The organism is Acidiplasma sp. MBA-1, from assembly GCF_000949015.1.
GTDB classification, from domain to species: domain Archaea; phylum Thermoplasmatota; class Thermoplasmata; order Thermoplasmatales; family Thermoplasmataceae; genus Acidiplasma; species Acidiplasma aeolicum.
In genome coordinates, this window is sequence record NZ_JYHS01000001.1 from 245,549 (window position 1) to 270,690 (window position 25,142).

Genomic DNA, 25,142 nt, shown 5'->3' on the forward strand with positions numbered 1-25,142 from the left:
CTTGATTTATTATACTGGATGGTTATGCCAATGGAATCATTAAATATATTTACTTACAATGCACAGGAATACATACGGGAGATTGCCAAGGCTGGAACAAACAGCGATATTACATTATACCATAGAAAGGACGGAGACAGGATATTTACATTTATAGAGCCCTCAAAGTATCCTGATAAGCTTTCATCCTTAACAGATTCAATATTTCCGGCGGATATTGCCGTTATTTCAGGAAAAAATCTTGACAAACATTTTGGTGAGGTGATCGTTGCCCTTGATTTGATGGGCAAGAAAAATGGATTTATAATATCGGATGAGGATAAAAAGGATATAATAAAAAAAATTATTTCAAATACAAATTTAAGAAATTATAATATATTTACTGGCAGACCAATGGAACTTGTGGATCAATTATCCGATGTTATTCCTGAAAGAAAATTAAACGGAAATTATACATTAATAGATCATTTTTTTAAGGTGAGGGGGGTTGGCACTGTTGCCCTTGGATTTGTTCTTTCAGGCGAAATTAAAAAACATGATAAATTAATAATTTCGGATATTGATAAGGAAATAGAGATAAAATCCATACAGATGAATGATGTTGATGTTGAATCAGCCAGCACCGGGTCAAGGGTTGGGCTGGCACTTAAAAACATTGAACCAGAATCCATGTCCCGTGGCATGCTGCTATCGGATAAACCGTTTGAGTATAAAACTGAAATATCAGGAAATATAAATATACACAGTTCCGTGAAAAACAGGCCTGAAAACAGCTATGAGGCATTCGTTTCAGATATGATGAGATACCAGCGCGGGCGTGTTGAAAATAATAAGATAATTCTTGATAAAAAAATACCTGTAATAAAAAATAATATTGTGTTAAGCAATAATAATATTATCCCCAGGGTTTTTGCAACCCTGAATTTTTAATTTTATTTTCAATCATTTCCCTTGTTCCTATGTCATGCCTTATATAATAACTTCCAGTTATGTACTTTAAATGTTCCTCAACTATGTCTGAGGCCTCATATATTGAGTCTGAAATCCCTGTAAGTGCAAGTGCCCTTGAATGTCCAGTTTTGACAGTTTGCATTGTTCCTGAAACAGAGGCATAGTACAGTTTAAAATTTTCAGATTCGAGATTCGTTCCAATCTTTAATTCTGATTCAACAGGATTTATTCCATATCCTGGTGGTACAATATACTTTAATACTGTTGCCTTTTTTTCAAATTTAATATTATTTTTAAGAGTTTCGCTGTAAATATCCAGAAATATGTCCACAATGTTTGATCTTAATAATGTTAAAACGTTAATACCCTCAGGGTCTGCAAACCTTGAGTTTATTTCAATAACCTTTATACCATGATTGGTGGACATGAACTGGCCGTAGATTACCCCCTTAAATGGATTTCCCTCCTCTCTTAGGGCATATATTATTTTCTTTAATATTCCCTCGGCAATTTCCCTATCTCCAGCCCTCAGGAATGGCAGTGAGAAATTTGAATCTGTAATTGAACCCATTCCACCGGTATTTGGTCCAGTGTCACCCTCATAGAGCCTTTTATAATCCTGTGCGATGGGCATAAATACAAGATGCTTTCCATCTGTAAAGGCCTGTAGTGAGAACTCCTCCCCGCTTTCCTTTTTTTCTATTAAGACCTTCCCATCCCTATTAAGTATGTATCTCGCATAATCCAGAGCCTCATCCTTTCCTGAAAGCTGAAGGCCCATAACCTTAACGCCCTTGCCGCCTGTGAGCCCTATTGGTTTAACAGCATATTCACCGTTATTTTCATTAAAAAATTTTTTCAGTGAATCCTCATCATCAAATACATAATTCTCTATATTGCCCTCTATTTTATATTTCTCCATTATGTATCTCATGTATTCCTTTGATGTTTCAATTCTGGCGGCCTTTCTTGATGGTGACGCTGTAGGTATGTGATTTTCAAGCAGGTAATCATTAAGGTCTGTATTTAATATATCATCAGGGCTTATGAATGCTATATCTATATTATTCTCCCTGGCGAAATTCAGTACAAATTCATTTGCATTATCACCGTATTTAATATATTTGTGGGACATTTTTATAATTGATGGGTTCTCATTTAATATCACACTGTATAATGTATCCTTTTCATTAATTTTCCTTGCAATGGCATCCTCCCTTCCACCACTGCCAACAAGCAGAATGTTCATTTTTCAACCTCTTTTTTCAAAGTTCTCTTGTTGATATTGAATTTAGTGTAAAAATTTTTTGTTACATTATACCTGTGTGTGTTTCTATATCTTTTTGCTGATATCATGCCAGATTTTTTTAAAGATTCAACCGCCTCAAGGTAATTATATCCAAACTGTTCCCTTAAATCACCGGAGATTGCATTTGGATGCTTAAATATATATGAGAGCATTGCCAGTTCCTTATCATTGAATTCCTTCTCAATAAATGGTGATACTATATCAGAAAATTCATCAGAAAGCTTTATTTTATATTTATTTCCAAATCTCCCCACTGTGAGTGAACTATTTATCTCTTTATAACCTGTTTCTATTGCCTTAATGGCCTTTAAAACCTCATTATTGTCAATGTTCAAATAATCGCCTATATCAGAAACTTTTAGTGGCTCCTTGCTTGAATATAATATTGCCTCAATTTTTTTAACAGTATCATCCATAAAAAACTATATGCATAATATAATTTTATTTTTATCCATATAATTATCTGATTGATTTTATCATTATTTTAATTTATTTATTAAAAAACTATATATATTATCAATATATTCATGCAATATGAGAGAACATCTGTTCGGTAACAATGTTCAAAAGAATTATCAAAATAATACTGATTTTATTGATTCACCAGCCAAAAAAATGCATAAACAATCAGAATTGTTTTTCCTTTGGTTTGCATCAAATTTAACCATAGGGGATTTTGCTGTTGGCTTTATTCCGGTAATTTTGGGGCTTAACCTGTATTTATCACTGCTTGCATTCCTAATTGGCAATCTCCTGGGATCCGCAATGGTTGGCATAGTGTCATTAAGCGGTCCAAAAACTGGATTGCCACAGATGGTTCTGGGCTTCCGCGCCTTTGGTCTTAAATTTGGAAAGGCCATGTCAGTACTTCAATACATTAATACACTTGGATGGCTTACAGTAAATATTGTACTGGCGTCTTTTGCATTTTCTCTTGCATTTCATCTTGGTAATTATATTGTATCAATAATAATTCTAGCAATAATTATTTTTGTTATATCATTTTCAGGAAGAAAAACCATATCATATTTTGAAAGATCAATGTCCGCCGTTCTTGGTTTAATATTTATTTTTATAATAGTATCCGGCATTTATCATTCATCTTCAATATTAAATTACGCCTCAGTATCATATCCCAGCGGAATAGCCTTTGGAATTACGCTGGCCACCTCGTTTTCATACATAATGTCATGGGCACCGTATGCCTCAGATTATTCAAGATTCAACGAGGATGGTCATGGAATCTTTTATTATACATTCCTTGGTGGATTTATAGCATCCATATGGTCAGAAATAGCCGGAATGATTGTCGCCATAATCTCATTAAACCCCTCAGGAAATCCTGCAACGGACCTGAGCTCAGTATTACATCCATATGGAATCATAGGTCTGTTTGCAATATTTCTGGGTGGTATAGCAGCAGATGCCATTAATTTATATTCAAATTCCATTTCTCTTTTGACGGCAGGTATAAAAATCACAAGAAAACAGGCCTCAGTTCTTGGCATTATAATAGCCGGAATTTTATCCCTAATAACATATGCACGGTTTTATTCATTTTATGAGGATTTTCTTTTTATACTCGATTACTGGATAACACCATGGATAGGTATAATGATTTCAGATTTCTTTATTGTAAATAAATTAACAAAATTCAGAACTGATATAATACCAGGTTTTAATTATGCCGGTATTATATCATACCTTACAGGGCTTTTACTATCCATACCATTTATGGACCCTGGGGTTGTATATGAGGGAATTATATCAAAATTATATCTTGGAGGTGTTGATGTAAGTTATTATGTATCATTTACGGTTGCCCTGCTTATGTACCCTGTAATAACAAAAATAATTAATAAACGTTATATAAGCAATAATGCTAAATGACAGGGAAATACTGGAATATGTGAAAAATGGCAAGCTTATATCTGAGAACTTTAAGGAGGCCTCGCTTACACCCAACGGCTACGATTTAAGGGTCGGCAACATCATACCTGGTGAGGACATAGAAAGTAAAACATTATTCTTTATTTCATCGTTGGAGGTTATTAACATGCCAGATAATATTACTGCATCATTGTATATAAAATCACGGTATGCCAGAAAGGGAATATTTGGATCCTTTGGTTTCGTTGATGCAGGTTTCCATGGAAACTTAACAATGTCCTTTATTAATTATGGAGACAAAATTACAATAAAAAAATATGATCCTGTGGTGCAAATTGTCTTTTTTACAATTAAGGAGCCTGAAAAAAATTATGAAAATCGTTCCGGGAATTTTCAGAATAGCCATGGGATAAGGTTGGAATGATATCCTTTATAAATGTATTATAAAATATTTTAATTACAACCATTTCCGTGGGGGCTCATTTAGATTTCATGGTTATTGATTTCCAGAAAATAAATTTAGTTAATACATAACATATGCCTGATTCCTAATATAAAATAGATAATTTTTCATAAATATGAATTAAAAATAATGAAAAACCTTTAATTTATTAAAATTATTATGATTATGATAATTATGTCAGAAATACTGGAAATTGCAAAAATGGATCCTGAAAAAAGAAAGGATGAAATGCTGAAGCTTTTAGGTGAGATTTTAAAACAGGATGACAACACCAAGGTCAGCACAATGAAAAATCTTATAATGGAAATGTCCAAGGCTGACGATAAAACATATATTGGTTTATGCACAACAAATATGACAATTGCCTCATCATTGCCTGACAACCAGTTAAGTGCCTTTGTTTCATTAAGAATGAGGGCAAATTCAGAACTTCCTGACGATATTAAATCTAGGGATATGAAAATGATTCAGGAAACCCTAAATGAACTTCCGGCAGATGTTAAACAGAGAATGATGAAATTTATGGGAAATTAAAAAAAATTTAATATAAAATATAATAATTTTTTTAACAATTGTTTACCAGCCGCGATCCTGAAGTTTTTCTATATTCTCTATTTCAAGGCCGGCCATACCCTCAAGTCCAGAGGAAACGTCAGAAATTAGCTTGTAATCCTCAAAGTTTTCTGTTGCATCAACAATTGCCTGGGCCATCTTCTCAGGATTCCTCGATTTAAATATTCCGCTGCCAACAAAAACACCATCCATGCCCATTTTCATCATCAGCGCAGCATCGGAGGGTGTTGCAACACCTCCAGCGGCAAAATTAACAACCGGAAGCCTGCCCATTTTTTTAATGTCCTTTAATACCTTAAATATTGAATCTATTATTGTCTTGGCATCCATTCCATAATAAACATCATTAAGTGGCAGTTTTTTTGAATCACCAAAGAGCTCCATGGATGTCTGTTCTCTCAGTGATGTATAGCTTTTTGATATGGATTCTGCAACATTGTATAATTCATCATTTGTTAAATCCTTCAGTATTTTTATTCCATCATTTACTGTTCTTATGTGCCTCATTGCCTCTATTATATTTCCGGTACCTGCCTCACCCTTTGTCCTTATCATTGCTGCGCCCTCAAATATTCTCCTTACAGCCTCTGGAAATGTCCTTGCACCGCATACCACAGGAACCTTGTAAAGCTTTTTGTTTATATGATAAAATGGATCAGCAGGTGTTAATACCTCACTTTCATCAAGCATATCAACACCAAGATTTTCAAGCACATATGCCTCAGTTATGTGCCCTATTCTAACCTTGGCCATGACAGGTATTGATACTGCATTTATTATTTCCTTAATTTTTAGTGGGTCTGCCATTCTTGCCACGCCACCCTCCTTTCTTATATCTGCTGGAACCCTTTCCAGCGCCATTACTGCCACTGCCCCGGACTTTTCGGCTATCTTTGCCTGCTCGGCCGTGGTAACATCCATGATAACGCCACCCTTGGTCATTTTGGCAAATCCACGCTTAAGCAACTCATCACCAAATTTTAATTTGGATAATTCAACCATGGTTAATATATAATTAATTGATATTTACGTATTTTTAATATTGCTATATTTATATAAATTTTATTATAATATAAGTAAATGTACAAAAATAAGAACATGAAACTATTATTAATTAAAACAATATTATCTTGTCATGAACACTCTGGTCATCGCCAATCCGGGCACAGGTAAAACCACAAACATATCAATGGAGGTTGCAAAATTATTAAAAAACGGCATTTCGGCTAAGGATATCCTGTGCATAACGTTTACAAACAAGGCCGTTGAACAGCTCCGTTCTAAAATTAATGAGTTTATTTCTAAATTTAACATCCCGGGAAATGCATACGATATTAAGGTCATGACATTTCATGGATATGCATATGAACAGCTAAGTGAAAGTCTAAACCATAGGGATATAATATCTTACAATGTGGTAAGATACCTCATATTTAAAAAATTAAATGAAATTAGGGCATTTAATTATTCACGTGAATATATTATTGATACGTTAATACCAAAGATAGAAAACGCATTAAGATACATAAAAAGCTTTGGTATACTTCCAGAAGATATTATTAAAAATCATGATGATATAATAATCCATGTAAAGAATCTATACAAACAAAAAAGGATAAGAAACATATCAATGGAAGAGGAATTATATCTGTTTGAATATTTTATAGAGGCTTTCAAATACTATGAGGAAAATAAAAATAATTATGATTTTAATGATCTTTTAATGCAGTGTTTGAAACTTCAATACAGGGATAATTATAAATATATTTTTGTTGACGAGCTTCAGGATGTAAATGAGCTTGAGGCCCAGCTTGCACTTTCAGCAGGTGAAAATAAATACTTTGTTGGAGATAAAAAACAATCCATATTTGGTTTTCAGGGAGGTGCACTTTCAGTTTTTGAATCCCTAATTAAAGACCCCAATTTTACAAAAAAATCCCTTGATACAAATTACAGAAGCACTGAAAACATATTAAAATATGCTAAAGCGTATTACATCAAAAATGCCAGTGACAGTTCAGAGGAGCTAAACAATTTTCATGGTATAATGGAACAGGGAAATATTGTTACTATTATAGAATCAGAAAACCCAGAGGCCACTGTTGCAATGGCACTAAAGGGTTTAAAGGGAAAAACAGGTGTACTTGCCAGAACAAATGATCAGATATCCTTAATATCAGAATATTTGGACAGAAACGGAATAGAATACTCAAGTGACACAACAACGCATACCGTAATTGAGGCTAAAAATGATATAATAAACTTTTTGAGGGGAATTTTTTACGATGACCCCGAAAATATAACAAGGTCTCTATTTTCAGTATTTTCTGGGATGACATTAAAGGAGGCATTTGAAACTTCCGAAAATATAAAAAATGCAAATTATACACTGGATATATTTAGTGATGATAATCCTGTTCTTGGGCTTAAAAAAATGGGATTTAACAGGGAAACCATTAAAAAAATATTTGAGGAACGAATAATACCAATAGCAGCATCAATAAATCGCGAATATTTTATTACAGCAAGAACGGTTAAGGCCGCAATAGATGAATTTTTCTCCATGAACAGTGATTATACAAGGTCTGACTTTTTTAATTTTCTTGACCTGATTTATTCAGAGGAATTTATGGAGGCCGGAGAAAAAGATATTGTTTTAACAACCGTACATAAGGCAAAGGGGAGAGAATTTGATAATGTAATTTACATCCCAAAAAAAACAAGAAAATCCGAGGCGTTTATAGATGTTATAAGCTCGGCGATAATAAAATCAATAAAAAATATAGATGTGGAAAAGGAACTTGATGAGGAGAGCATTAGAATAAATTTCGTTGCAATAACCCGGGCAAAATATAATTTAACCATTATAAGCACGCCCGGGGAGATGCCAAATTTTTCCATACCTGAATATTCAACTGTTTTAAGCGGTAATACTGACGGTTTAAATAATAATTCATTTAATAAATACAATGAGGCCTATTTTCAGTTTGTTGCCGGTAACTATGATAGATCAAGGGATATACTTAGTGAAAATACATCATGGCTTGTATCAGAAATATATAATTTTTTTAAATCAAAAAATGTCCTATCATTTTCATTAATAAGCTCAATTGATAATCCATTCCAGTTTTTAAAACGCTATATATTAAGATTGGATGAAAAAACAACAGCATTGTTAATAGGGCTCCAATCCCATGAGCTTGCGGAACTAAACTATAAAAATGAAATAGAGGAGGAAAATCTTGAGGAGGATCAGGCCAGCACACTGGAAAGAATAAGATCAATAAACAATGAAATAGAAAGAAATTTTAATGCAAGGCAGATAGAATCGGAGACAGGCATAATAATAAAGGTTAATGAAATGTTTGATGAATTCAAGGGCATAGATGATTCAATAATGTTTTATGGGAAACTTGATGCCGTTTTTGCAGGTGATGGAAATATTATAATACTGGATTACAAAACAGATAAGAACACGGGCAATGCAAATCACCACCGCGTTCAGCTACTATCATATAAAATTCTTTATTCTGTTAAAAACAGCGTTCCGGTGGAAAAAATATTCACAGCCCTCGGATATATAAGGCTCCGTGGAAATATCAACACAAATAAAATAGAACATGGCATAGTGTACAAGGAACCGGACAAAAATAGCGAGGAAAAACTAAAAAATTATATTACTAAATTCCTTGAATACAAAAATAATCCTGAAAAATTCATACAGGATTTGTTGAATGCCAATGACAACAGCGTATTATATAAAAGGATTAAAAACATGCTCATCAATTTTTCAAAAATGTGAAATATTTATTCTTCTAAAGTAAATAATATATATTGTCTAGCAATATATAAAAAATGTCATTAATATTTATACTCATAAAATTCATATCAATATTAGGTGGCTCAATTTTTGCGGGTTTTATAGGGTCACTAACAGGCCTTGGCGGTGGCACTGTCCTTGTTCCAATACTCACATTATTTTATGGAATACCATTTATTTTTGCAGCCGGTGCAAGCCTTATATCAACCATTGCAACATCTGCAGGTTCAGCAAGTGCATACACAAGAAAGAAAATTGCAAATATTAAGATTGGAATTGGTCTGGAAATAGCAACAACAACAGGTGCAATTGTGGGCTCCCTTACACTTGTATTTATAGACAGGCATGCGCTTATATGGGTTGTTTATGTCATCTTTGGTCTTGTACTTTTATTCTCGTTAATACCGACCATAAGAAAGATAGGTGCCGAGGTTCCACCCGAAATGCCTCCAGACTGGACCACAAGAGTTTTCCAGCTTACCGGTCAGTACTATGATGAGCATTTAAAACAGACTGTAAAATATAAGGGTGTGAGATGGTGGCTTGGTGAGATAGTAATGTTCTTTGCAGGTTTTGTTTCAGGACTTCTCGGCATAGGTTCAGGTGCATTAAAGGTTCTCGGAATGGACTGGGCCATGAACCTGCCAATGAAGGTTACAACCACATCAAGTAATTTTATGATAGGTATAACGGCTGCAACAGGTAGCTCAATATACTGGTATGAGGGTTATATTAACGTTTTTATAGCAGCTGCAACAGCCATAGGGGTTCTCATAGGTGCGTTTTTTGGTGCCAAGGTTCTTGTAAGGATATCAAATCAGAATATAAGATGGGTATTTTTTGCAATATTATCATTTTTGGGTTTTGATATGGTTTTTAAGGGCCTTCATATAATAAATTTTATAATTACATTCTCACTGACAATACAGTTCTTTATATCCATAGCAATATCAATAATTATGATATCTGCGCTTTACATACATACAAGAAGAAAGGAATGGAAGGAGGTGAAATAAAATGAAAAATCATGATGATGAAATAATTATTAGTTATTTTCTGCGTGCCGGTGTAATTATAAGTGTATCATTTATTGTACTTGGCGTAATATTAATGTTTGTAAAGAATGGTGGTGATGGATTTACACTGTCACAGCTATCATCATATAACTATGCATTGAATCATGGAATTGATTCCAAGTCACTTCCCCTTGGCCTGATACCTGAGGGATTAAGATCCCTGGATGGTCTTTACTTTATAACAGTTGGGCTCTGGGTGCTAATATTTACACCAATAACAGTGGTTTTTATAGGCTGGATTTCCTTCCTTGAGGATAAAAATTACAGGTATGTTTTAATGGCCTCAATTGTGTTATTTAACCTGTTCTTTGCAATGCTTGTTGTTCCCAGATTTATTGGATAAATAACAAAATTATAATATTTTATTATTATATTATATATTGAATGGCAATAAATAACTCATTTTTTGGTTATACGCGCCGCTTTGAACCAAAGGATACAGACAGGGTTATGCAGATAATCCGTGAATCACTTTCAGAGTATTATACAAAATCCCTTATAATTGACCTTTATAATGCATGGCCTGAGGCATTTCTTGTCTATGATAATTTAAATGATATAACCGGGTTCATTATTGGGTCAAAGTATTCCGGTACTGAGGGTCGCGTACTTTTATTTGCCGTTGATAAAAATTACAGAAACAGTGGTATAGGTTTTAAACTTTTAAACGACCTTACAAAGGTCATGATTGGCTTCGGTCTGTCAACAATTAGGCTCGAGGTTAGAACAGACAATGAAAATGCAATCAGGTTCTATAAAAAGAATGGTTTTTCAATTATATCAACATTAAAGAATTATTATTCTGATCTTTCAGATGCATATTTAATGTGGAAAATTTTATAAAAATTAATTTTAAAAATTATTAATAAATTTAGAATACATCAACCTTGCCATCAACGAACATGTTTGTAAGGTCAGATATATGTGCAAGCTTGTCATCGGCTATTGCCCTTATGTTGTTTTTATGTTTGGAATGGTCCACATTGTCCTCATATATAACCTGTATTCCGGCAACATGGGGCTCATCAACGGGCCTGCCAATCTGTGATACTATCCTCACAAGAACCTCCTTGATATCGCCACCCTCCTCCTCAACAATCTTGTTTGCAATTATGTTTGATAGCACATTATAAAGCTTTCCAACATGTGTAACCGGGTTCTTTCCCGCAGCAGCCTCCATACTCATGGGCCTGTACGGTGTGATAAGCCCTGTTACCCTGTTGCCTCTTCCAACAGAGCCGTCATCGCCGTTTTCCATTGAGAGGCCAGTAACTGTAAGATAATAAACCTTATCCTCCTTTATATCCCCGGTATTAACAAATACCTTAATATCATTGTCCGTGTATTTTATGGCATTGTCCATAATTTTGTTTGTTAATTCTTCCTTTATTGAATAATATTCTGTTGGGTCCTTCACATACTTATCAACGTATGCTGCTGCCACTGTAAGGTTTATGGTTTTGTTTTTCCTGAACCCCATAACCTTTATATCATAACCTATCTGTGGAAGTGTTTTCTTTAATTCACCGTTTATGTAATTTTCTGTTAATTTTACAATTTTTTCTGTATCTGTAAATGGTGCGAATCCCACACCGAATGATGTGTCATTTGCCTTGAATTTTCTTGTGTCATATAAACCCCTTAAATCTATAGATCCATTTCCTATTCTGGAGTCTATCATAACATCAGCATCTATATCAAGATCCGGAAAATGATCCCTTAAATAATCCTTTGCTGATTTTATTGCAATTGATTTTACAGGAACCCTTTCATCACCAACGGTTGATGTGGCCCTCCCACTTAATAATATATATGTTGGTTCAAGTACATTGCCACCACCAAATTTTGGATCAGCCTGCCCGCCGACAACCTCCACCTGATCGGTGTTATGATGCAAAATTCTGCCATAGTTCTTAATATAATACTTGCTCAGTGCCCGGCTTACTGATTCGGCAATCCCATCCGCAACGCTGTCAGGATGGCCAATACCCTTTCTCTCTACAATTTCAACCTCCCTGCTTGCAGTTGGGCTCTGTTTTATCTGTTCAACCTGTATGTTTCTCTCCACTTTTAACTGTGATTCCATGGTGAATTGATTGGTAAATGTTCTTAAATCTTTTGCATAAACGGTTATTAAATTACTCTTTACTTATTAATATTACTATCAGTAATACGCACGTATCAATACATTTTTATTATAACTTTTTATATCCTATTATGAAAGCCCTTATAAGTGTTTATAATAAATCCGGCCTGCTTGATTTTTTGAAATTTATGGGTAATAATATTGAGTTAATATATGCAACTGATGGCACATTCAAATATCTGTCAGATAATGGCATTAAGGCATTTCCAACATCTGAACTAACAGGATTTGGGGATATTTTAGACGGTCGTGTGAAAACACTTCACCCTGCAATATTTTCCGGGCTTTTATCAAAAAGGGATTTAAAAAGCAATAACGAGCTTAAAAAATATAATTATCCAGATTTTGATATTTTAATTTCAAATCTGTATCCATTCAGTGAGGCGGCAAAAACTGGGGATTTGGCTAAAATGATTGAAAATATTGACATAGGTGGTGTATCATTAATCAGGGCTGCCGCAAAGAACTATAAAAACGTTGTTGTGATTTCTGATCCTGATGATTACCAGTATGTAGAGGATGAATTCAATGTGAACAAGGAGATATCAATGAAGGCACGTGAGTACCTTGCATTAAGGGCGTTTTCCCGTGCTGCAGTTTATGATATAAATATTTATAATAACCTGTACCAGCGTCTCAATGGTGAGGAACCAGATGAATTATTTATACACGCCTATGATGGTGTCAAATTGCGTTATGGTGAAAACCCCGATCAGAAGGGATTTATGTACCGCACAGAAAAAAAATTGGGAATACCAAATGCCGTACAGTTAAATGGCAAGGAATTATCATACAATAACATACTGGATGCCAATGCCGCGCTGGAAACAGTTCAGGATTTTGATGAACCAACATCAGTTATAGTGAAGCACAGGACACCATCCGGTGTGGCCTCTGATGCCTCATTGAGTGCGGCCTTTAATAAATCATATAATGCAGACCCTGAATCAGCCTATGGTTTTGTTGTTGCTGTAAATAGAAAGCTGGATATTGAAACAGCCAGGGAAATGGAGCATAAGTTTATAGAGGTTTTAATAGCCCCAGATTATGATGGTGATGCCCTTTCACTTTTAAAAAAGAAAAAGAATTTAAGGATACTAAGGGCAAATATGGAAAGGGATAATTCATATGCCATTTCATCTGTTTCCGGTGGCGTACTGGTTCAGACAAGGCTAAATCCCAATTTTGAATCCATGGATCTTAAAACAGAATATCAGGCATCTGAGGAACAGATAAACGATTTAAAATTTGCGTGGAAGATAGTTGCACATACAAAAAGCAATGCAATGGTTCTGGTCAAAAATAAAGTTTCAACAGGAATTGGAGCCGGCCAAACATCAAGAATAGAGGCATTAAAGATTGCAATAGACCGTGCGGGAGATAATGCGTCCGGGTCTGTGATGGCATCTGATGCATTCATACCGTTTGATGACTCTGTAATAGAATGCCATAAGCATGGAATTACAGCAATAATAGAACCGGGTGGGTCCATAAGGGATGCAGATGTAATAAACCGTGCAAATGAATATAAGATGCCGCTATACTTTACCAATAAAAGAGTGTTTTTACATTAAATTATTGTTATTATTAATGCAATTAGATAACCTGCTATGGCACCGGAGTTTATTAATGGCAGCCCCGGGGCAGGCTTATTTTTATTTATATAAAAAAGAATTATCATGGCAGTTATTGAACCAAGCGTTGTTAGTATAAAATACAAATATATATGTGAGATATTACTTATACTGGCTGATATTACCAGTATTTCAGGTATTGCCATATCACCAAATCCAAGCATCATAACATTATTCTCACCGCGATTATCGAATGTAAGATCCCGGAGTTTCATGTTATAATTTTCAGGCAGTGTAAACATCAATGGAAATGAATTGTCAACTGCTGCCCTTGCCAGGGATACCATATGCTTTGTTTTGTAAACAGATATATAATCATAGACTGCAAAAACTATTAAAAGTGCTATTGCAATATACACTCTTAAAATATTGCCAAGGATGGCAGCAGAACCGCTTATCATTAATATACCGGCCGCATCTGTGATATACCATTCATTTTTAAATATAATTAAATACCCAAAGATACCGGTTATTAATATTATAATTAGATAATATTCAATAAAATTAACTGAAATTATATCGGCTATTATGCTTGATACCACGAATACCATGTATATTACCGCTGCCAGAAAAATGGCCCTTATGATATCAGCATGCTTCTTTACAAGCATCAGGATAATGGCTGTAAATACAATTAAAAATACAAGATAATAGAGGACAAAATAGATATTTACCGCTGATTTCTCACTTGCTATGCCTGGTATTTGATGTATATTTATTGCCAGATAAAGAGCCAGCAATGAAGATAAAACGAAAAAGAACACTGCCAGTAATTCACTCCTTAGCTTTTTCACCCTTATCCTTCCTGTTGTATTCACATTTTATATTTGGGCAGAACTTCCACCTTCTTTTACCGTTAATTAATAAAAGCAACGGTGCACCACAGTAAGGGCACACCTCACCGGTGCTGTTTATTATTCCCTTCTGCGGCAGCGGATATGTTACAGTGCATTTTGGATAATTTGAACACCCAAGAAACCGTTTTCCATATCTTGACTGCCTTATAATCAAATCACCGCCATCCGAGGGGCATTTTCCATACGTATTTTTATTATAGGAACATTCTGGGTCAATGCACCTTATTTCAGGTGATTGCCCCCTCCTTATTATTTTTATTAATGGCAATCCACATACAGGGCATTTTTTATCTGTTAACTGTATTAATGGTGTTCCAGATATATTAAAGTTTATTTTGCATTCATCGTTGCTGCATTTTATTTTTTCAAAATTTCTGTATTTTATAACGGATATGTCACCATTATCAATGGGGCATTTTCCAATTACCTCACCCTTATTTGCATATTCTGTTATTGTTTCCTTAATGCTATCCCTGTTTGACCTGAAGTTTTTAAGCACCTCATGAAGCATTAATCTGGATTCATTAACAACATCAATTTCATTCTTTTTATTTTCGGCTATTTCATCCATTTCCTTTTCAAGTTTTGCAGTCATATCCGGTTTTGCAATATCAGAATCGATTGATGTTACTGATTTAATAAATCCTATGCCAAGCGGTGTTGGCCTTACAGGATTGCCTGTGGCAAAATTTCTATCATTTAGTTTCTGTATTATATCATGCCTGGTGCTTTTGGTTCCAAGGTTTAATGACTCCATCATCTTTAAAAGTGATGCTATGTCATATCTTTTTGGGGGTTCTGTTTCCTTTTCCTCTAGGTTCCATTCCCTGCCACTTACAGATTCTCCAGATTTTAATTCTGGAAGCCTAATTTCATTCAATTTTCTAAATTTATAAATTTCATACCATCCCGGATCCAGTATTCTCTGGCCTGTTGCAACAAACATATGACCATTTATCTCTATCTCTGCCCTGGATGACTCTATCCTTGCATTTTTATAAAGCGTTGCGAGAAATCTGCGAACTATTAAATCATATACTGTTTTATATGCTCCATTCAAAGGCTTTTGCGGTAAATTAACAGGGTATATTGGAGGGTGGTCAGTTGTTTCAATTTTTCCCCTTGATGGAATAATCCTTTCCTGATTGATTACAAGTTTCGCCTCGTTTTCATAATCTGATTTAAGGAATTTTTCAGCTATGCTTTTTAATGGTATTGACCTTTGATACACTGTATTGTCAGTTCTTGGATAGCTTATTAATCCAGACATGTAAAGTTTTTCAGCCACCTTCATTGCATTTGAAGGTGTAATGCCAAGCCTTGATGCCTCTCTCAGAAATTCTGTTGTGCTGAATGGTACAGGCTTATAAACTTCCTTCTCCTCCCTATCATAGCTTTTTACCGTGCCATCCCTGTTATTTATGTCATTAAAAATTGATTCAGCCTCGGATTTATCCTTAATATCTTTTTCATATCTAGCCGTAAAATCTATTTTTTTGTTAAATTTTACAGAAATCTGATAATATTTTTCAGGTATAAAGTTCTGTATTTCCTCTTCCCTCTTGACAATAAGTGCAAGTGTTGGGGTCTGCACACGGCCCACAGAAATAAAATCCTTCCATAATCTGTTGCTTGTAACCGAAAAAAATCTGGTTAAAACTGCACCCCATAGAAGGTCTATTTCCTCCCTGGCCCTTGCCGAATCTGCAAGTCCATAATTAACGTCTATTAAATTTTTAAATGCATCCTTTATTTCCTGATTTGTGAGTGCACTGAACTTTGCACGCTTTACCTCTGTATAATTTTTAAGGAATTTTAAAGATTCAACACCTATTAACTCACCCTCACGATCATAATCAGTTGCAATAATGACTCTTTTTATATCATTAAATGATTGAAGTGCATCAGAGGCTTTTTTATTCTTAATATTATAAACAATCTCTGAATCTATAAGCTTATCAAGGTCTGATTTTATCCAGTCCTTAAAACTTTCGGGGAAATCAGATTCAACAATATGGCCGCTAAGTGCAACCATTATGTTTTTTTCACCATTATCATCAAATTCAATATAGCTTATATTCTTTGACTTTTTCTGGTGCATGTTTTTTTCTGAAAGTATATATGCGATCCTCCTGCCTGCATCAGCCTTTTCTGCTATAATTAGATTAATCGACATTTATTTCAGGATATTATAATACCATGTTACATAAAGATTATTGAATAAATGATTAAATTTAATTTTTAACATTTTTATCATCTTATCCAGTTCAATGATCTCCTAACAGCCCTTCTCCAAATTAAATAATCATTTATATATGAATCGGGATTCAGATCAGGCTTAAATATTCTGTCAAATTTCCAGAGATGCTTTATATCATCAATTTTCATAATGCCGGAGGATACCGCATTCAGGTAAAAAATACCTGCAGCAGTGTTTTCAGGATTTTCTGACCTTAATACATTAATTCCGGATAGCCTAGCCTGAAACCGCATAAGTTCATCATTTCTGCTGGACCCACCATCACATCTCAAATCAATTATATCCAACTTTTTTCTTATAATTCTAATAACATCCTCCACCTGGAATGCAATAGATTTGATAACCGCTGAAATAAGCTCTTTATTTCCGGTATCTCTTGTTATGCCTATAAACATGCCACGGGCACCATCATTCCAGTAAGGTGACCCAAGGCCAGAAAATGCCGGAACAAAGTAAACATCATTTTTATTATCCAGATTATACCATGTATTTTTTCCATTTAATGCCTTTAGTGCCCATTCAAATGCCGATCCCGAGTTGAATATGCTTCCCTCAAGCGCATAATATGCACACCCATCATTAAGTGAATATGCCACTGTGGATATAAGGCCATGGGCATTTAGAATCCTTTTGCCAGTGTTTGCCATTATAAATGATCCGGTTCCATAAGTATTCTTTACGTTTCCGTTGGAAAGTGCGTTCTGGCCCACCATGGATGCACTCTGATCGCCTGCCATGGCCATTACAGGAATGCTATTTCCATTTATTTTTGCATATCCAAAATTATGCGTGGATGAATGTACCTCAGGCAAAATATCTCTGGGTATTTTAAATATTTCAAGTAAATCATCATCCCATGAAAGTTTTGAAATATTAAACAGCATGGTTCTGGATGCATTTGTGTGGTCAGTTGCATGCACGGCCCCATTTGTAAGTTTCCATAGTATCCATGAATCCATGGTTCCGGCAAGCAAGTCCCCATTTTTAACCGTGCCTAATGCATCTTTAACATTATTTAGCACCCATTTAATTTTCATTGCACTGAAATATGGATTTGCAACAAGCCCTGTTCTTCTTCTTATCAATTTTTTATAATTATTAAAATCTGGAATATCCATTTTCCTTTTATCCTGCCATGATATGCCATTATAAACAGGGATTCCTGTACGTTTATTCCATATTATAATGCTCTCACGCTGGTTCGTAATTCCAATTGAGCATATTTGGCTGGAATCTATTCCTGCATTTTCCATTGATTTTTTTAATGTTCTTAAAACTGCATTATAAATTTCAAGTGGATTAAACTCAACAAGGCCATTGCCCGGATAATATAGATTAATTCTCTCAGATTCAATTCCCACAATTTTTCCATCATCATTGAATATTACTGACCTTGTTGATGTTGTTCCCTCATCTATTGATATGAAATATTTTTTCATGGATAAACCATTATAAAGAATAAACATAATTAATTTTATGCAAAAAAGAATATTGATATAAATTATTTATTAATTAATTGTATATTCGAAATCTTTTTTAAATGCTTCATGTTATTGACCCATATGTATTCTGGAAAAAAGGCGTTTTTGGTTAACGGACGTGGAAGGTATATAGATGATATAAATCTGCCGGACATGCTTTATATGAGTATTTACCGAAGCCCATATGCAAGGGCAAGATTAAATAATATAGATGGTGGATTAAATTCACATGAACTCAGGGCATACTATAAGGCTGCAGTGGGAGAGATGGCTGATCTTTCTGGAGGAAGAGAGGATTTAAAATTATACCGGGAACCGGTGCTTGCAATTGATTATGTAAACTATGTTGGTCAGCCCATAGCTGCTGTTTTTGGGAAAAATAAATATGATAGTGAGGATAAACTCTCTGAAGTAAACATCGATTTCGAACCAATACAGGCAGTATCATCCATTGATAAATCACTTAAAAGTGATCCTGTTCATAACGGTGCATCCAGCAATATTTTGGCATCTTATACACTTGGCACAAAATTTGACGAAAAGGATATAGATTATGATATCTCCCTGGAGGATGAATTTTTTAATGAAAGAATCCTTGGCAATTCCATAGAAACAAGGGGATGCATTGCAGATTATCGGGATGGTTTTTTAACATTCTATGCCTCAACGCAGTCTGTACATTCAATAAAGAATGGTCTGGCATCCACACTTGGCCTTGATAGGGATAAAATTAGGGTGATTCAGGCTGATACCGGCGGTGCCTTCGGTTCCAAGGGCGGTTATTATCCCGAATATTTAATTGCGGCATATGCTTCAATGAAATATAAAAAGCCGGTAAAATGGATAGAAACAAGATCTGAATACCTCATGGCGGCATATGCGGGCAGAGGTGTAAAATCATGGGCAAAAATATATGCAAAAAATAATGGTAAAATCACCGGCATTCAGGTTAAACTTTATGTTGATGCAGGCGCATATGATGCTGGTACGGGTTCTTTTGCACCCTATTTTATAGGATATCAGATAACCGGGCCGTATTTAATAAAAAATGTTTATGTTGAGGCCGCATCGGTAATAACAAATAAATCCCCAATGGGCCCATACAGGGGTGCTGGCAGGCCGGAGGCATCATTTATTATGGAGAGGATGATTGACCTGCTTGCAGATAGAATTGGAAAGGACCCTGCAGATGTAAGGTTAATAAATGCATCCGATGTACCGTTTACATCACCAACCGGGCTTCAGGTCATGGATGCATCCAGGCCATTCCTTGAAAAAGCCCTTAAAACCATGAATTATTATGAAATATCAAAGAATGAAAAAACAGGACTATCATTCTTTGTTTTAATTCCATCAACAAGGCCCGGAGAAAGCGCCAGAATAGTTTCAGGAGATGGGCATATAAAGGTTTATCTCGGCGGTGATACACATGGGCAGGGTCATGAGGCATGGGCAAGGAATATAATAAAGGAATATCTTAATGTTGATGAATCCCTGGTTACACTTGAAAATGGTGATACAAAGGAGCTTGATGAGGGTGTTGGTGCATGGGGAAGCAGGTCCGCCATAGTGGGTGGTTCGGCTCTTGTAAATGCATGCAAGAAGATAAGGGAACAGGTAAAATCCAAATTTGGAGAATACGCACCGGACAAATTACTCAATAATCACTTTGATGCAGAGGATTTCTTCTCTGCCGATTTTTCACTTAATTCATTAAATGCAAACATGATCACTGCAAGGGTTTTAAACCACAGTGTTGATATAACCGGCTGGTACTGTTATTACGATCTTGGCAATGTTCTGGATATGGGAAATGTTATTGGTCAGATTCAGGGTGGCGCCCTTGAGGGCATTGGCCAGGTATTATCAGAGGGCATAAAATATTCAGACGATGGCCAGCTGATTACAAACAGCATATCACTGGCGGGGCTGTTAAAGGCAGATGATATACCGGATAAGTTTCATATACATATAGCCGAGAATCCATCCGATGTACCAAGCCATGCCAAAGGTCTGGGAGAATCCCCAACTATAGGCACGCCATCAGCCCTTGCAAGGGCCATAGAACTTAATACCGGAAGGAGGGTAAGGATTACTCCAATTGGTCCGGATTACCTTTAATATTGTGGATTTAAAAAAATATTTTATTTTTCATATCTTGATTTTAACAATTTTATAAATTCACGCATCCACTGTGGATGATCTGGCCAGGCCCTTGCCGATATTAGATTTCCATCGATGACGGCTGCGCCATCCACAAATGTGCCCCCTGCAATTTCAACATCAGGTGCAAGTGCCGGATATGCTGCAGTTTTTCTTCCCTTCAAAACACCCGCAGCAGCCAATCCCAGCGGTGCATGGCATAGCTCTGCCACCGGTTCATTTTTTTCAAAAAAGTACTTAACTATTCTTTTAAAATCAGGGTCATTTCTTATATATTCAGGTGCCCTGCCCCCCGGGATAATTAAGGCATCGTATTCTGAAGGATTTACATCCCTAAATGCCAGATCTGCCTGAAGCTTATATCCCAATTTTTCTGTATATGTGTCGAATCCATCCTCGAAATCATGAACCACAAGCTGTATCTTCTTTTTTTCAGGTGCGGCAACATCAACGTCATAGCCCTCCTCCCTCATTCGCTGTAGTGGATACATTACCTCCAGAGATTCTCCTGCATCTCCTGTAAGAATTAATATTTTTACCATATTATAATAACATAAAAATACATATAAAATTTTCCATTAGATACAATATAAATTTAACATATTATAAAGATAAATAATTTGTATGGGTTAAAATTTAAATAATTTAAAATACAGGTATATTTATATAATGATAAACTTATATTTTATGATTTATTGGGGCAATAAATAATTTATAACGGAGATGCCGAAATATAAGTATCTCACTTAACAGGTATTTTGGTTTTAATAATTATATAAAAATTCCATAATACTAAGAATATGCTTTAAATTTGAGCTTTATGCATGGAAAATATAATAAAATATGTGGGAGCACTGGGATTTGAACCCAGATCTAAGGGTCTCTTCCATGTTTCATCGTTCCAGTCATTCATCATTTAATCAGATGACCTTTAGCTAATCACAAACTGACTGGAGCCCTCTAGGATACCTGATTACCCCATGCTCCCTTACATACAGTATTATTTTTTAATATAAATATTATAGTGTTTTAGTTAATTCCATTGATACCCTTATATTAAATTTATAATCATCAGAATTTATTAGAAATCATAAAATCGATTTTAAATGGTGATTATTAAGCAGAACCAAAAAATACATATTAATACCATATTATAATTATTATTTCAACATAAAGCTTTATTTTAAACCTTTTATGATGTATGTAATTCACCATATTTTTATATAATACATATCTCTAAGAGTGTCCAAACATACTTCATATTACGATATACATTATTTTCCTCCCTGAGATTCCGGTTATTTTATTTGCCATTACAATACAGTTGTATGCAACTATAATTTCTCCAATTGATACATCATAATTCCTGTGTTTAACATACCATATATATTCCATTTCAAGTATTTCCTTTAAAATAGAAAATGTCCTTTCTATCTCCCACCTCAATTTGTACCTTGATGATTCCTTTTTCCTTAATGCTATACCCAGTTTCCTGTTATAAGTTAATCTATCCTCAACAAGTCCACTTCTCTTATTTGTGCCTATAACAGGTATACTATGTGCATTCTCAAAAATATAATCATATATTAATTAGAAGAATCATATGCAGCACCCATTAAAATATATCTGAAATCTCTTACAGAATCTATCATTTCAAATGCTATAGTCTTGTCATATGCAGATGCGGTGGTTATCTTCCATTCCATTATGGATAATGAATCGGCATCTATTGAAGCATGCACCTTTAGTATTCGTGGCCCATTGTGCTGTACCCCATGAACTTTCAGGATCCCTGTATTTCTTATTCTTCCTCCTCATATGTGCATTTGTATCCCTGCAGGTCTTTACAATGGATGAATCCACTGCAGCATTATCATTATCAGGATTTATCATATCTATTATTGATGAATTTATATAATGCCAGTATATCCTCAGAGACCTATAAGATAATGTCCTGAAGTTGGGTATATCATTTATATTCAATAACTCCATGAATTCTTTATGGTTGTTGAAGAAGTATTTAAAGACCTGTAGGATGCTCCATAGATTTTCAAGATTACAATAATCTTTACAATAAGTTTATTTGAGTACTTTCTGATTCTATCCTCCGCAACTATTTTATCCAACCTTTGCATAATTAGTGGGATATGGTAAGCTTCCATATCCCACTTATGATTTTCAAATTAATAAATATGACAATTGTCGAACAAATTATGAAAGTTTGGACACCCTATATATATATAAATTATGAAGCAAAAATTAATAATAGCTATATCAATAATAATTTCATTACTGTTTGTTATGATGGCATTTTCAGGAAATTTTGATAATAATAGGAATATCATTAATAATGAAAACCCATCCAATAATTATGTTAGGATAGGAAATATTACATTCATGAACAATTTTAACATATCAAATAATGGAATAATATCTTTTGATAATATAAATAAAACAAATATTAACAGTATAAACAATTATGAAAAAAATTATATTAAAGATAATAATATAACATCATATAAATACAATTATATAAAGACAAACAATACAAATTATTTTATTACAGTATTACAATAATTCCAATATAAGATATACAATAGCATTTACAGATACATTTAAAAATTATAAGGTAGAAATAGGCAATATAATATACAATAACAACAATGAAAATATTTCATATTTATATGCCAATATTGTGCCAATAAATTCATCAAAAATATTATTGGGAAATGAATTTACATTAGATTATAAATCAACATATAATAATGAAATGAAAAACTTAATAAACAGTATAGAATTAATTTCATTTACTTATATGAATTCCAATAACAATACATTAAATAAATTCGGAATAGAATATTCATATATTGCATTGGCAATGAATAATATGTTAAAATCAACAAATAATAATATAAAAAATATGGAAATAAACAAAACAGTTGGAATAGCAATAGACTGGGGTTGGATGTGCGATTTAAGTATATTGCTAGAGGTCATTGCGGCTATAGATTTAATTGGTTCAGCAACAGCGTTAGTTGTAGCTACAGGTGGATTGGCTTGGCCCGTATTCTTTGTAGTTGTTGCTGTTATTGGTGTAATGGGTGGTTGGATAAGTATGGGATATACTTGCGATTGGCCTCTTGGGGACCCGTGGTTTCCTTCATGGCTTTAATTTTGGTGATAAATAATGAATAAAAATAAAATATACAAATATAGTCTATTCGTAGTAATAATTTTTATGTTTATTGAAGCAGTGTTGGGTATTACAATATCAATTTATGGCATAATGAAAAATCAGATGGTATTTAAATATCTGTTAGTTTTATTCACGTTTATTTTGATTTTTGTAATATTTGCCACTCTACATTTCTACAAAAAACTTAATAAATAATATCGAATTAATATCATTGAATTATATGAATATAAATAATAACACATTAAATAAATTCGGAATAGAATATTCATATATAGCATTGGCAATGAATAATATGTTAAAATCAACAAATAATAATATTAAAAATATTAATATAAATAAAACTTTAGGTATAGCAATAGATAATGAGTTGAATTGTATTCTAACAATCTTATCGGAAATAGTTGTATTAATGGTGTTGCTTATGGGAATAGCAGCATTTGAAATATCTACTATTGGAGTTGGCACTCCTGTTATTGTAGGCCTATTGTTTTTAGGTGGTATGGGAGGTGTTTTATTCGGCTTAGGTATTGGTGCTTATTTTATAGGCAATTCGTGTTTTGAAGGATGGTAAGCTATGTTAAAAAGCATATTAAAGGATGGAACAGCAATAAAACCAAAGGCGTTAAAGTTATTTCTGGCATCATTTATAATGCTGCTCATTGCAAGTTTTTTAGATTTTATTGTATCAATAAGAACAAGAAACACAGTTATGATTATATTAGAATCTTTAATGTTAGTCTATAGTGTAATTTTTATAGTTTTAATATTAATATTTATTAGAAGCTCTAATAAAAAATTAAATAAAAGTAATTATTAAAAATATAAAAGGAATGTAATATGGAGATAAATAAAACTTTAGGTATAGCTATAGACTGGAACTGGGATGTATTTTAAGTACTTTAATATTAGTTGGTTCTTGGATTGCCGTAATTGGTGGAGATTATTGTGTTCCGGCAATATTGGTGGTGCTGCGGGTTTATGGCTTCTTGCATTTGGCTTAGCTATTGGTAGTACTGCAGATATGGCTTTTAGCTTTGGAAGTAACGGGTGGTAATATGGATGACTTAATAAAATGGAAGATATTTTCAATTCCGATGACAACGGTGTTTGTAATCGGTTTAGTTGAAATTTTATTTCTGCATCAGTATTTTGGCATATTGGGAATAATAGCATTTGTATTATATTTATTATATTATAATAACGGTAAATATAAAATAGAATTAAATATGAATAAAATAGATAAATCCACTTATATTAATCTTGAGAACATGCAATTTAAATTACTGTTTTTGCCTGCTATTTCATATATATTAATTGTTCCTA

General features: G+C 34.0%; 24 protein-coding genes and 1 tRNA gene. 14 read left to right on the plus strand and 11 right to left on the minus strand.

Going from position 1 to position 25,142, the window contains the following annotated elements; genetic code table 11:
• Positions 1–30 precede the first annotated feature (30 nt).
• On the plus strand, positions 31–930 hold the full coding sequence (locus tag TZ01_RS01270; RefSeq protein WP_048101341.1) for an EF-Tu/IF-2/RF-3 family GTPase: 900 nt from the start codon (positions 31–33) through the stop codon (positions 928–930).
• Here the strand turns inward: TZ01_RS01270 and purD are convergent.
• On the minus strand, positions 896–2,200 hold the full coding sequence (gene purD, locus TZ01_RS01275) for a phosphoribosylamine--glycine ligase (RefSeq protein ID WP_048100992.1): 1,305 nt from the start codon (positions 2,198–2,200) through the stop codon (positions 896–898). The genes TZ01_RS01270 and purD overlap by 35 nt on opposite strands.
• A complete protein-coding gene (locus tag TZ01_RS01280; RefSeq protein ID WP_048100993.1) occupies positions 2,197–2,676 on the minus strand; it encodes an SMC-Scp complex subunit ScpB in 480 nt (159 codons plus the stop codon). The genes purD and TZ01_RS01280 overlap by 4 nt, the downstream gene beginning before the upstream one ends.
• 118 nt (positions 2,677–2,794) lie before the next feature.
• Between TZ01_RS01280 and TZ01_RS01285 the strand changes: the two genes are divergently transcribed.
• From TZ01_RS01285 to TZ01_RS01295, 3 genes are all read left to right on the plus strand, one after another.
• Positions 2,795–4,150, plus strand: coding sequence for a cytosine permease (locus tag TZ01_RS01285; RefSeq protein ID WP_048100994.1), 1,356 nt, complete (start codon positions 2,795–2,797; stop codon positions 4,148–4,150).
• Positions 4,140–4,574: a deoxycytidine triphosphate deaminase gene (locus TZ01_RS01290; RefSeq protein WP_048100995.1), complete on the plus strand. Its 435-nt coding sequence runs from the start codon at positions 4,140–4,142 to the stop codon at positions 4,572–4,574. The genes TZ01_RS01285 and TZ01_RS01290 overlap by 11 nt, the downstream gene beginning before the upstream one ends.
• A gap of 213 nt (positions 4,575–4,787) precedes the next feature.
• Entirely contained in the window at positions 4,788–5,147 is a 360-nt protein-coding gene (locus tag TZ01_RS01295) for a hypothetical protein (RefSeq protein WP_048101342.1), read from the plus strand.
• A gap of 42 nt (positions 5,148–5,189) precedes the next feature.
• On the opposite strand, the gene pdxS is transcribed toward TZ01_RS01295, so the two are convergent.
• Positions 5,190–6,188, minus strand: a complete 999-nt coding sequence (pdxS, locus tag TZ01_RS01300) for a pyridoxal 5'-phosphate synthase lyase subunit PdxS (protein ID WP_048100996.1) — start codon at positions 6,186–6,188, stop codon at positions 5,190–5,192.
• Between the two features lie 133 nt (positions 6,189–6,321).
• On the opposite strand from pdxS, the gene TZ01_RS01305 reads away from it, so the two are divergent.
• The 4 genes from TZ01_RS01305 to rimI are packed head-to-tail and all read left to right on the plus strand — an operon-like array spanning position 6,322 to position 10,925.
• Positions 6,322–8,988, plus strand: a complete 2,667-nt coding sequence (locus tag TZ01_RS01305; RefSeq protein ID WP_048100997.1) for an ATP-dependent DNA helicase — start codon at positions 6,322–6,324, stop codon at positions 8,986–8,988.
• Positions 8,989–9,041: 53 nt separating this feature from the next.
• Positions 9,042–10,022: a sulfite exporter TauE/SafE family protein gene (locus tag TZ01_RS01310; protein ID WP_048100998.1), complete on the plus strand. Its 981-nt coding sequence runs from the start codon at positions 9,042–9,044 to the stop codon at positions 10,020–10,022.
• A gap of 1 nt (position 10,023) precedes the next feature.
• Positions 10,024–10,425: a DUF1634 domain-containing protein gene (locus TZ01_RS01315; protein ID WP_048100999.1), complete on the plus strand. Its 402-nt coding sequence runs from the start codon at positions 10,024–10,026 to the stop codon at positions 10,423–10,425.
• Between the two features lie 41 nt (positions 10,426–10,466).
• Positions 10,467–10,925 (plus strand): ribosomal protein S18-alanine N-acetyltransferase, encoded by a 459-nt coding sequence (rimI, locus tag TZ01_RS01320; RefSeq protein ID WP_048101000.1) that lies wholly within the window; start codon positions 10,467–10,469, stop codon positions 10,923–10,925.
• Positions 10,926–10,953: 28 nt separating this feature from the next.
• On the opposite strand, the gene TZ01_RS01325 is transcribed toward rimI, so the two are convergent.
• Positions 10,954–12,168 (minus strand): methionine adenosyltransferase, encoded by a 1,215-nt coding sequence (locus tag TZ01_RS01325; protein ID WP_156150271.1) that lies wholly within the window; start codon positions 12,166–12,168, stop codon positions 10,954–10,956.
• Between the two features lie 131 nt (positions 12,169–12,299).
• On the opposite strand from TZ01_RS01325, the gene purH reads away from it, so the two are divergent.
• Positions 12,300–13,802 carry a bifunctional phosphoribosylaminoimidazolecarboxamide formyltransferase/IMP cyclohydrolase gene (purH, locus tag TZ01_RS01330; protein ID WP_048101001.1) on the plus strand — a complete coding sequence of 501 codons (1,503 nt, stop codon included), beginning with the start codon at positions 12,300–12,302 and terminating at the stop codon, positions 13,800–13,802.
• On the opposite strand, the gene TZ01_RS01335 is transcribed toward purH, so the two are convergent.
• From TZ01_RS01335 to TZ01_RS01345, 3 genes are all read right to left on the minus strand, one after another.
• The gene (locus tag TZ01_RS01335) at positions 13,799–14,656 is read right to left on the minus strand and encodes a presenilin family intramembrane aspartyl protease PSH (RefSeq protein WP_231563392.1); all 858 of its coding nucleotides are present in this window, start codon (positions 14,654–14,656) and stop codon (positions 13,799–13,801) included. The two genes, purH and TZ01_RS01335, sit on opposite strands and share 4 nt — an antisense overlap.
• Complete coding sequence (locus TZ01_RS01340) at positions 14,637–16,895, minus strand: DNA topoisomerase I (RefSeq protein ID WP_048101002.1); 2,259 nt, start codon at positions 16,893–16,895, stop codon at positions 14,637–14,639. The genes TZ01_RS01335 and TZ01_RS01340 overlap by 20 nt, the downstream gene beginning before the upstream one ends.
• Before the next feature lie 77 nt (positions 16,896–16,972).
• Positions 16,973–18,445, minus strand: coding sequence for a glycerol kinase GlpK (locus TZ01_RS01345; RefSeq protein ID WP_052656665.1), 1,473 nt, complete (start codon positions 18,443–18,445; stop codon positions 16,973–16,975).
• 96 nt (positions 18,446–18,541) lie between these two features.
• Between TZ01_RS01345 and TZ01_RS01350 the strand changes: the two genes are divergently transcribed.
• A complete protein-coding gene (locus tag TZ01_RS01350; protein ID WP_048101003.1) occupies positions 18,542–20,581 on the plus strand; it encodes a xanthine dehydrogenase family protein molybdopterin-binding subunit in 2,040 nt (679 codons plus the stop codon).
• A 23-nt stretch (positions 20,582–20,604) separates the two neighbouring features.
• Here the strand turns inward: TZ01_RS01350 and TZ01_RS01355 are convergent, their stop codons facing one another.
• From TZ01_RS01355 to TZ01_RS09125, 4 genes are all read right to left on the minus strand, one after another.
• On the minus strand, positions 20,605–21,165 hold the full coding sequence (locus TZ01_RS01355; protein ID WP_048101004.1) for a DJ-1/PfpI family protein: 561 nt from the start codon (positions 21,163–21,165) through the stop codon (positions 20,605–20,607).
• Between the two features lie 304 nt (positions 21,166–21,469).
• Positions 21,470–21,611: transfer RNA gene (locus TZ01_RS01360), tRNA-Trp, on the minus strand.
• Positions 21,612–21,880: 269 nt separating this feature from the next.
• Positions 21,881–22,069 carry a hypothetical protein gene (locus tag TZ01_RS09120; protein WP_052656666.1) on the minus strand — a complete coding sequence of 63 codons (189 nt, stop codon included), beginning with the start codon at positions 22,067–22,069 and terminating at the stop codon, positions 21,881–21,883.
• A 225-nt stretch (positions 22,070–22,294) separates the two neighbouring features.
• Positions 22,295–22,615: a hypothetical protein gene (locus tag TZ01_RS09125; protein ID WP_052656668.1), complete on the minus strand. Its 321-nt coding sequence runs from the start codon at positions 22,613–22,615 to the stop codon at positions 22,295–22,297.
• Positions 22,616–22,870: 255 nt separating this feature from the next.
• Between TZ01_RS09125 and TZ01_RS01370 the strand changes: the two genes are divergently transcribed.
• The 4 genes from TZ01_RS01370 (at position 22,871) to TZ01_RS01390 (ending at position 24,636) form a co-directional block, all read left to right on the plus strand.
• Positions 22,871–23,200: a hypothetical protein gene (locus tag TZ01_RS01370; protein WP_048101005.1), complete on the plus strand. Its 330-nt coding sequence runs from the start codon at positions 22,871–22,873 to the stop codon at positions 23,198–23,200.
• Positions 23,201–23,318: 118 nt separating this feature from the next.
• Positions 23,319–23,795 (plus strand): hypothetical protein, encoded by a 477-nt coding sequence (locus TZ01_RS01375; protein ID WP_048101006.1) that lies wholly within the window; start codon positions 23,319–23,321, stop codon positions 23,793–23,795.
• 244 nt (positions 23,796–24,039) lie between these two features.
• Complete coding sequence (locus TZ01_RS01385) at positions 24,040–24,390, plus strand: hypothetical protein (RefSeq protein ID WP_048101008.1); 351 nt, start codon at positions 24,040–24,042, stop codon at positions 24,388–24,390.
• 3 nt (positions 24,391–24,393) lie between these two features.
• Positions 24,394–24,636 carry a hypothetical protein gene (locus TZ01_RS01390; protein ID WP_048101009.1) on the plus strand — a complete coding sequence of 81 codons (243 nt, stop codon included), beginning with the start codon at positions 24,394–24,396 and terminating at the stop codon, positions 24,634–24,636.
• Positions 24,637–25,142 lie beyond the last annotated feature (506 nt).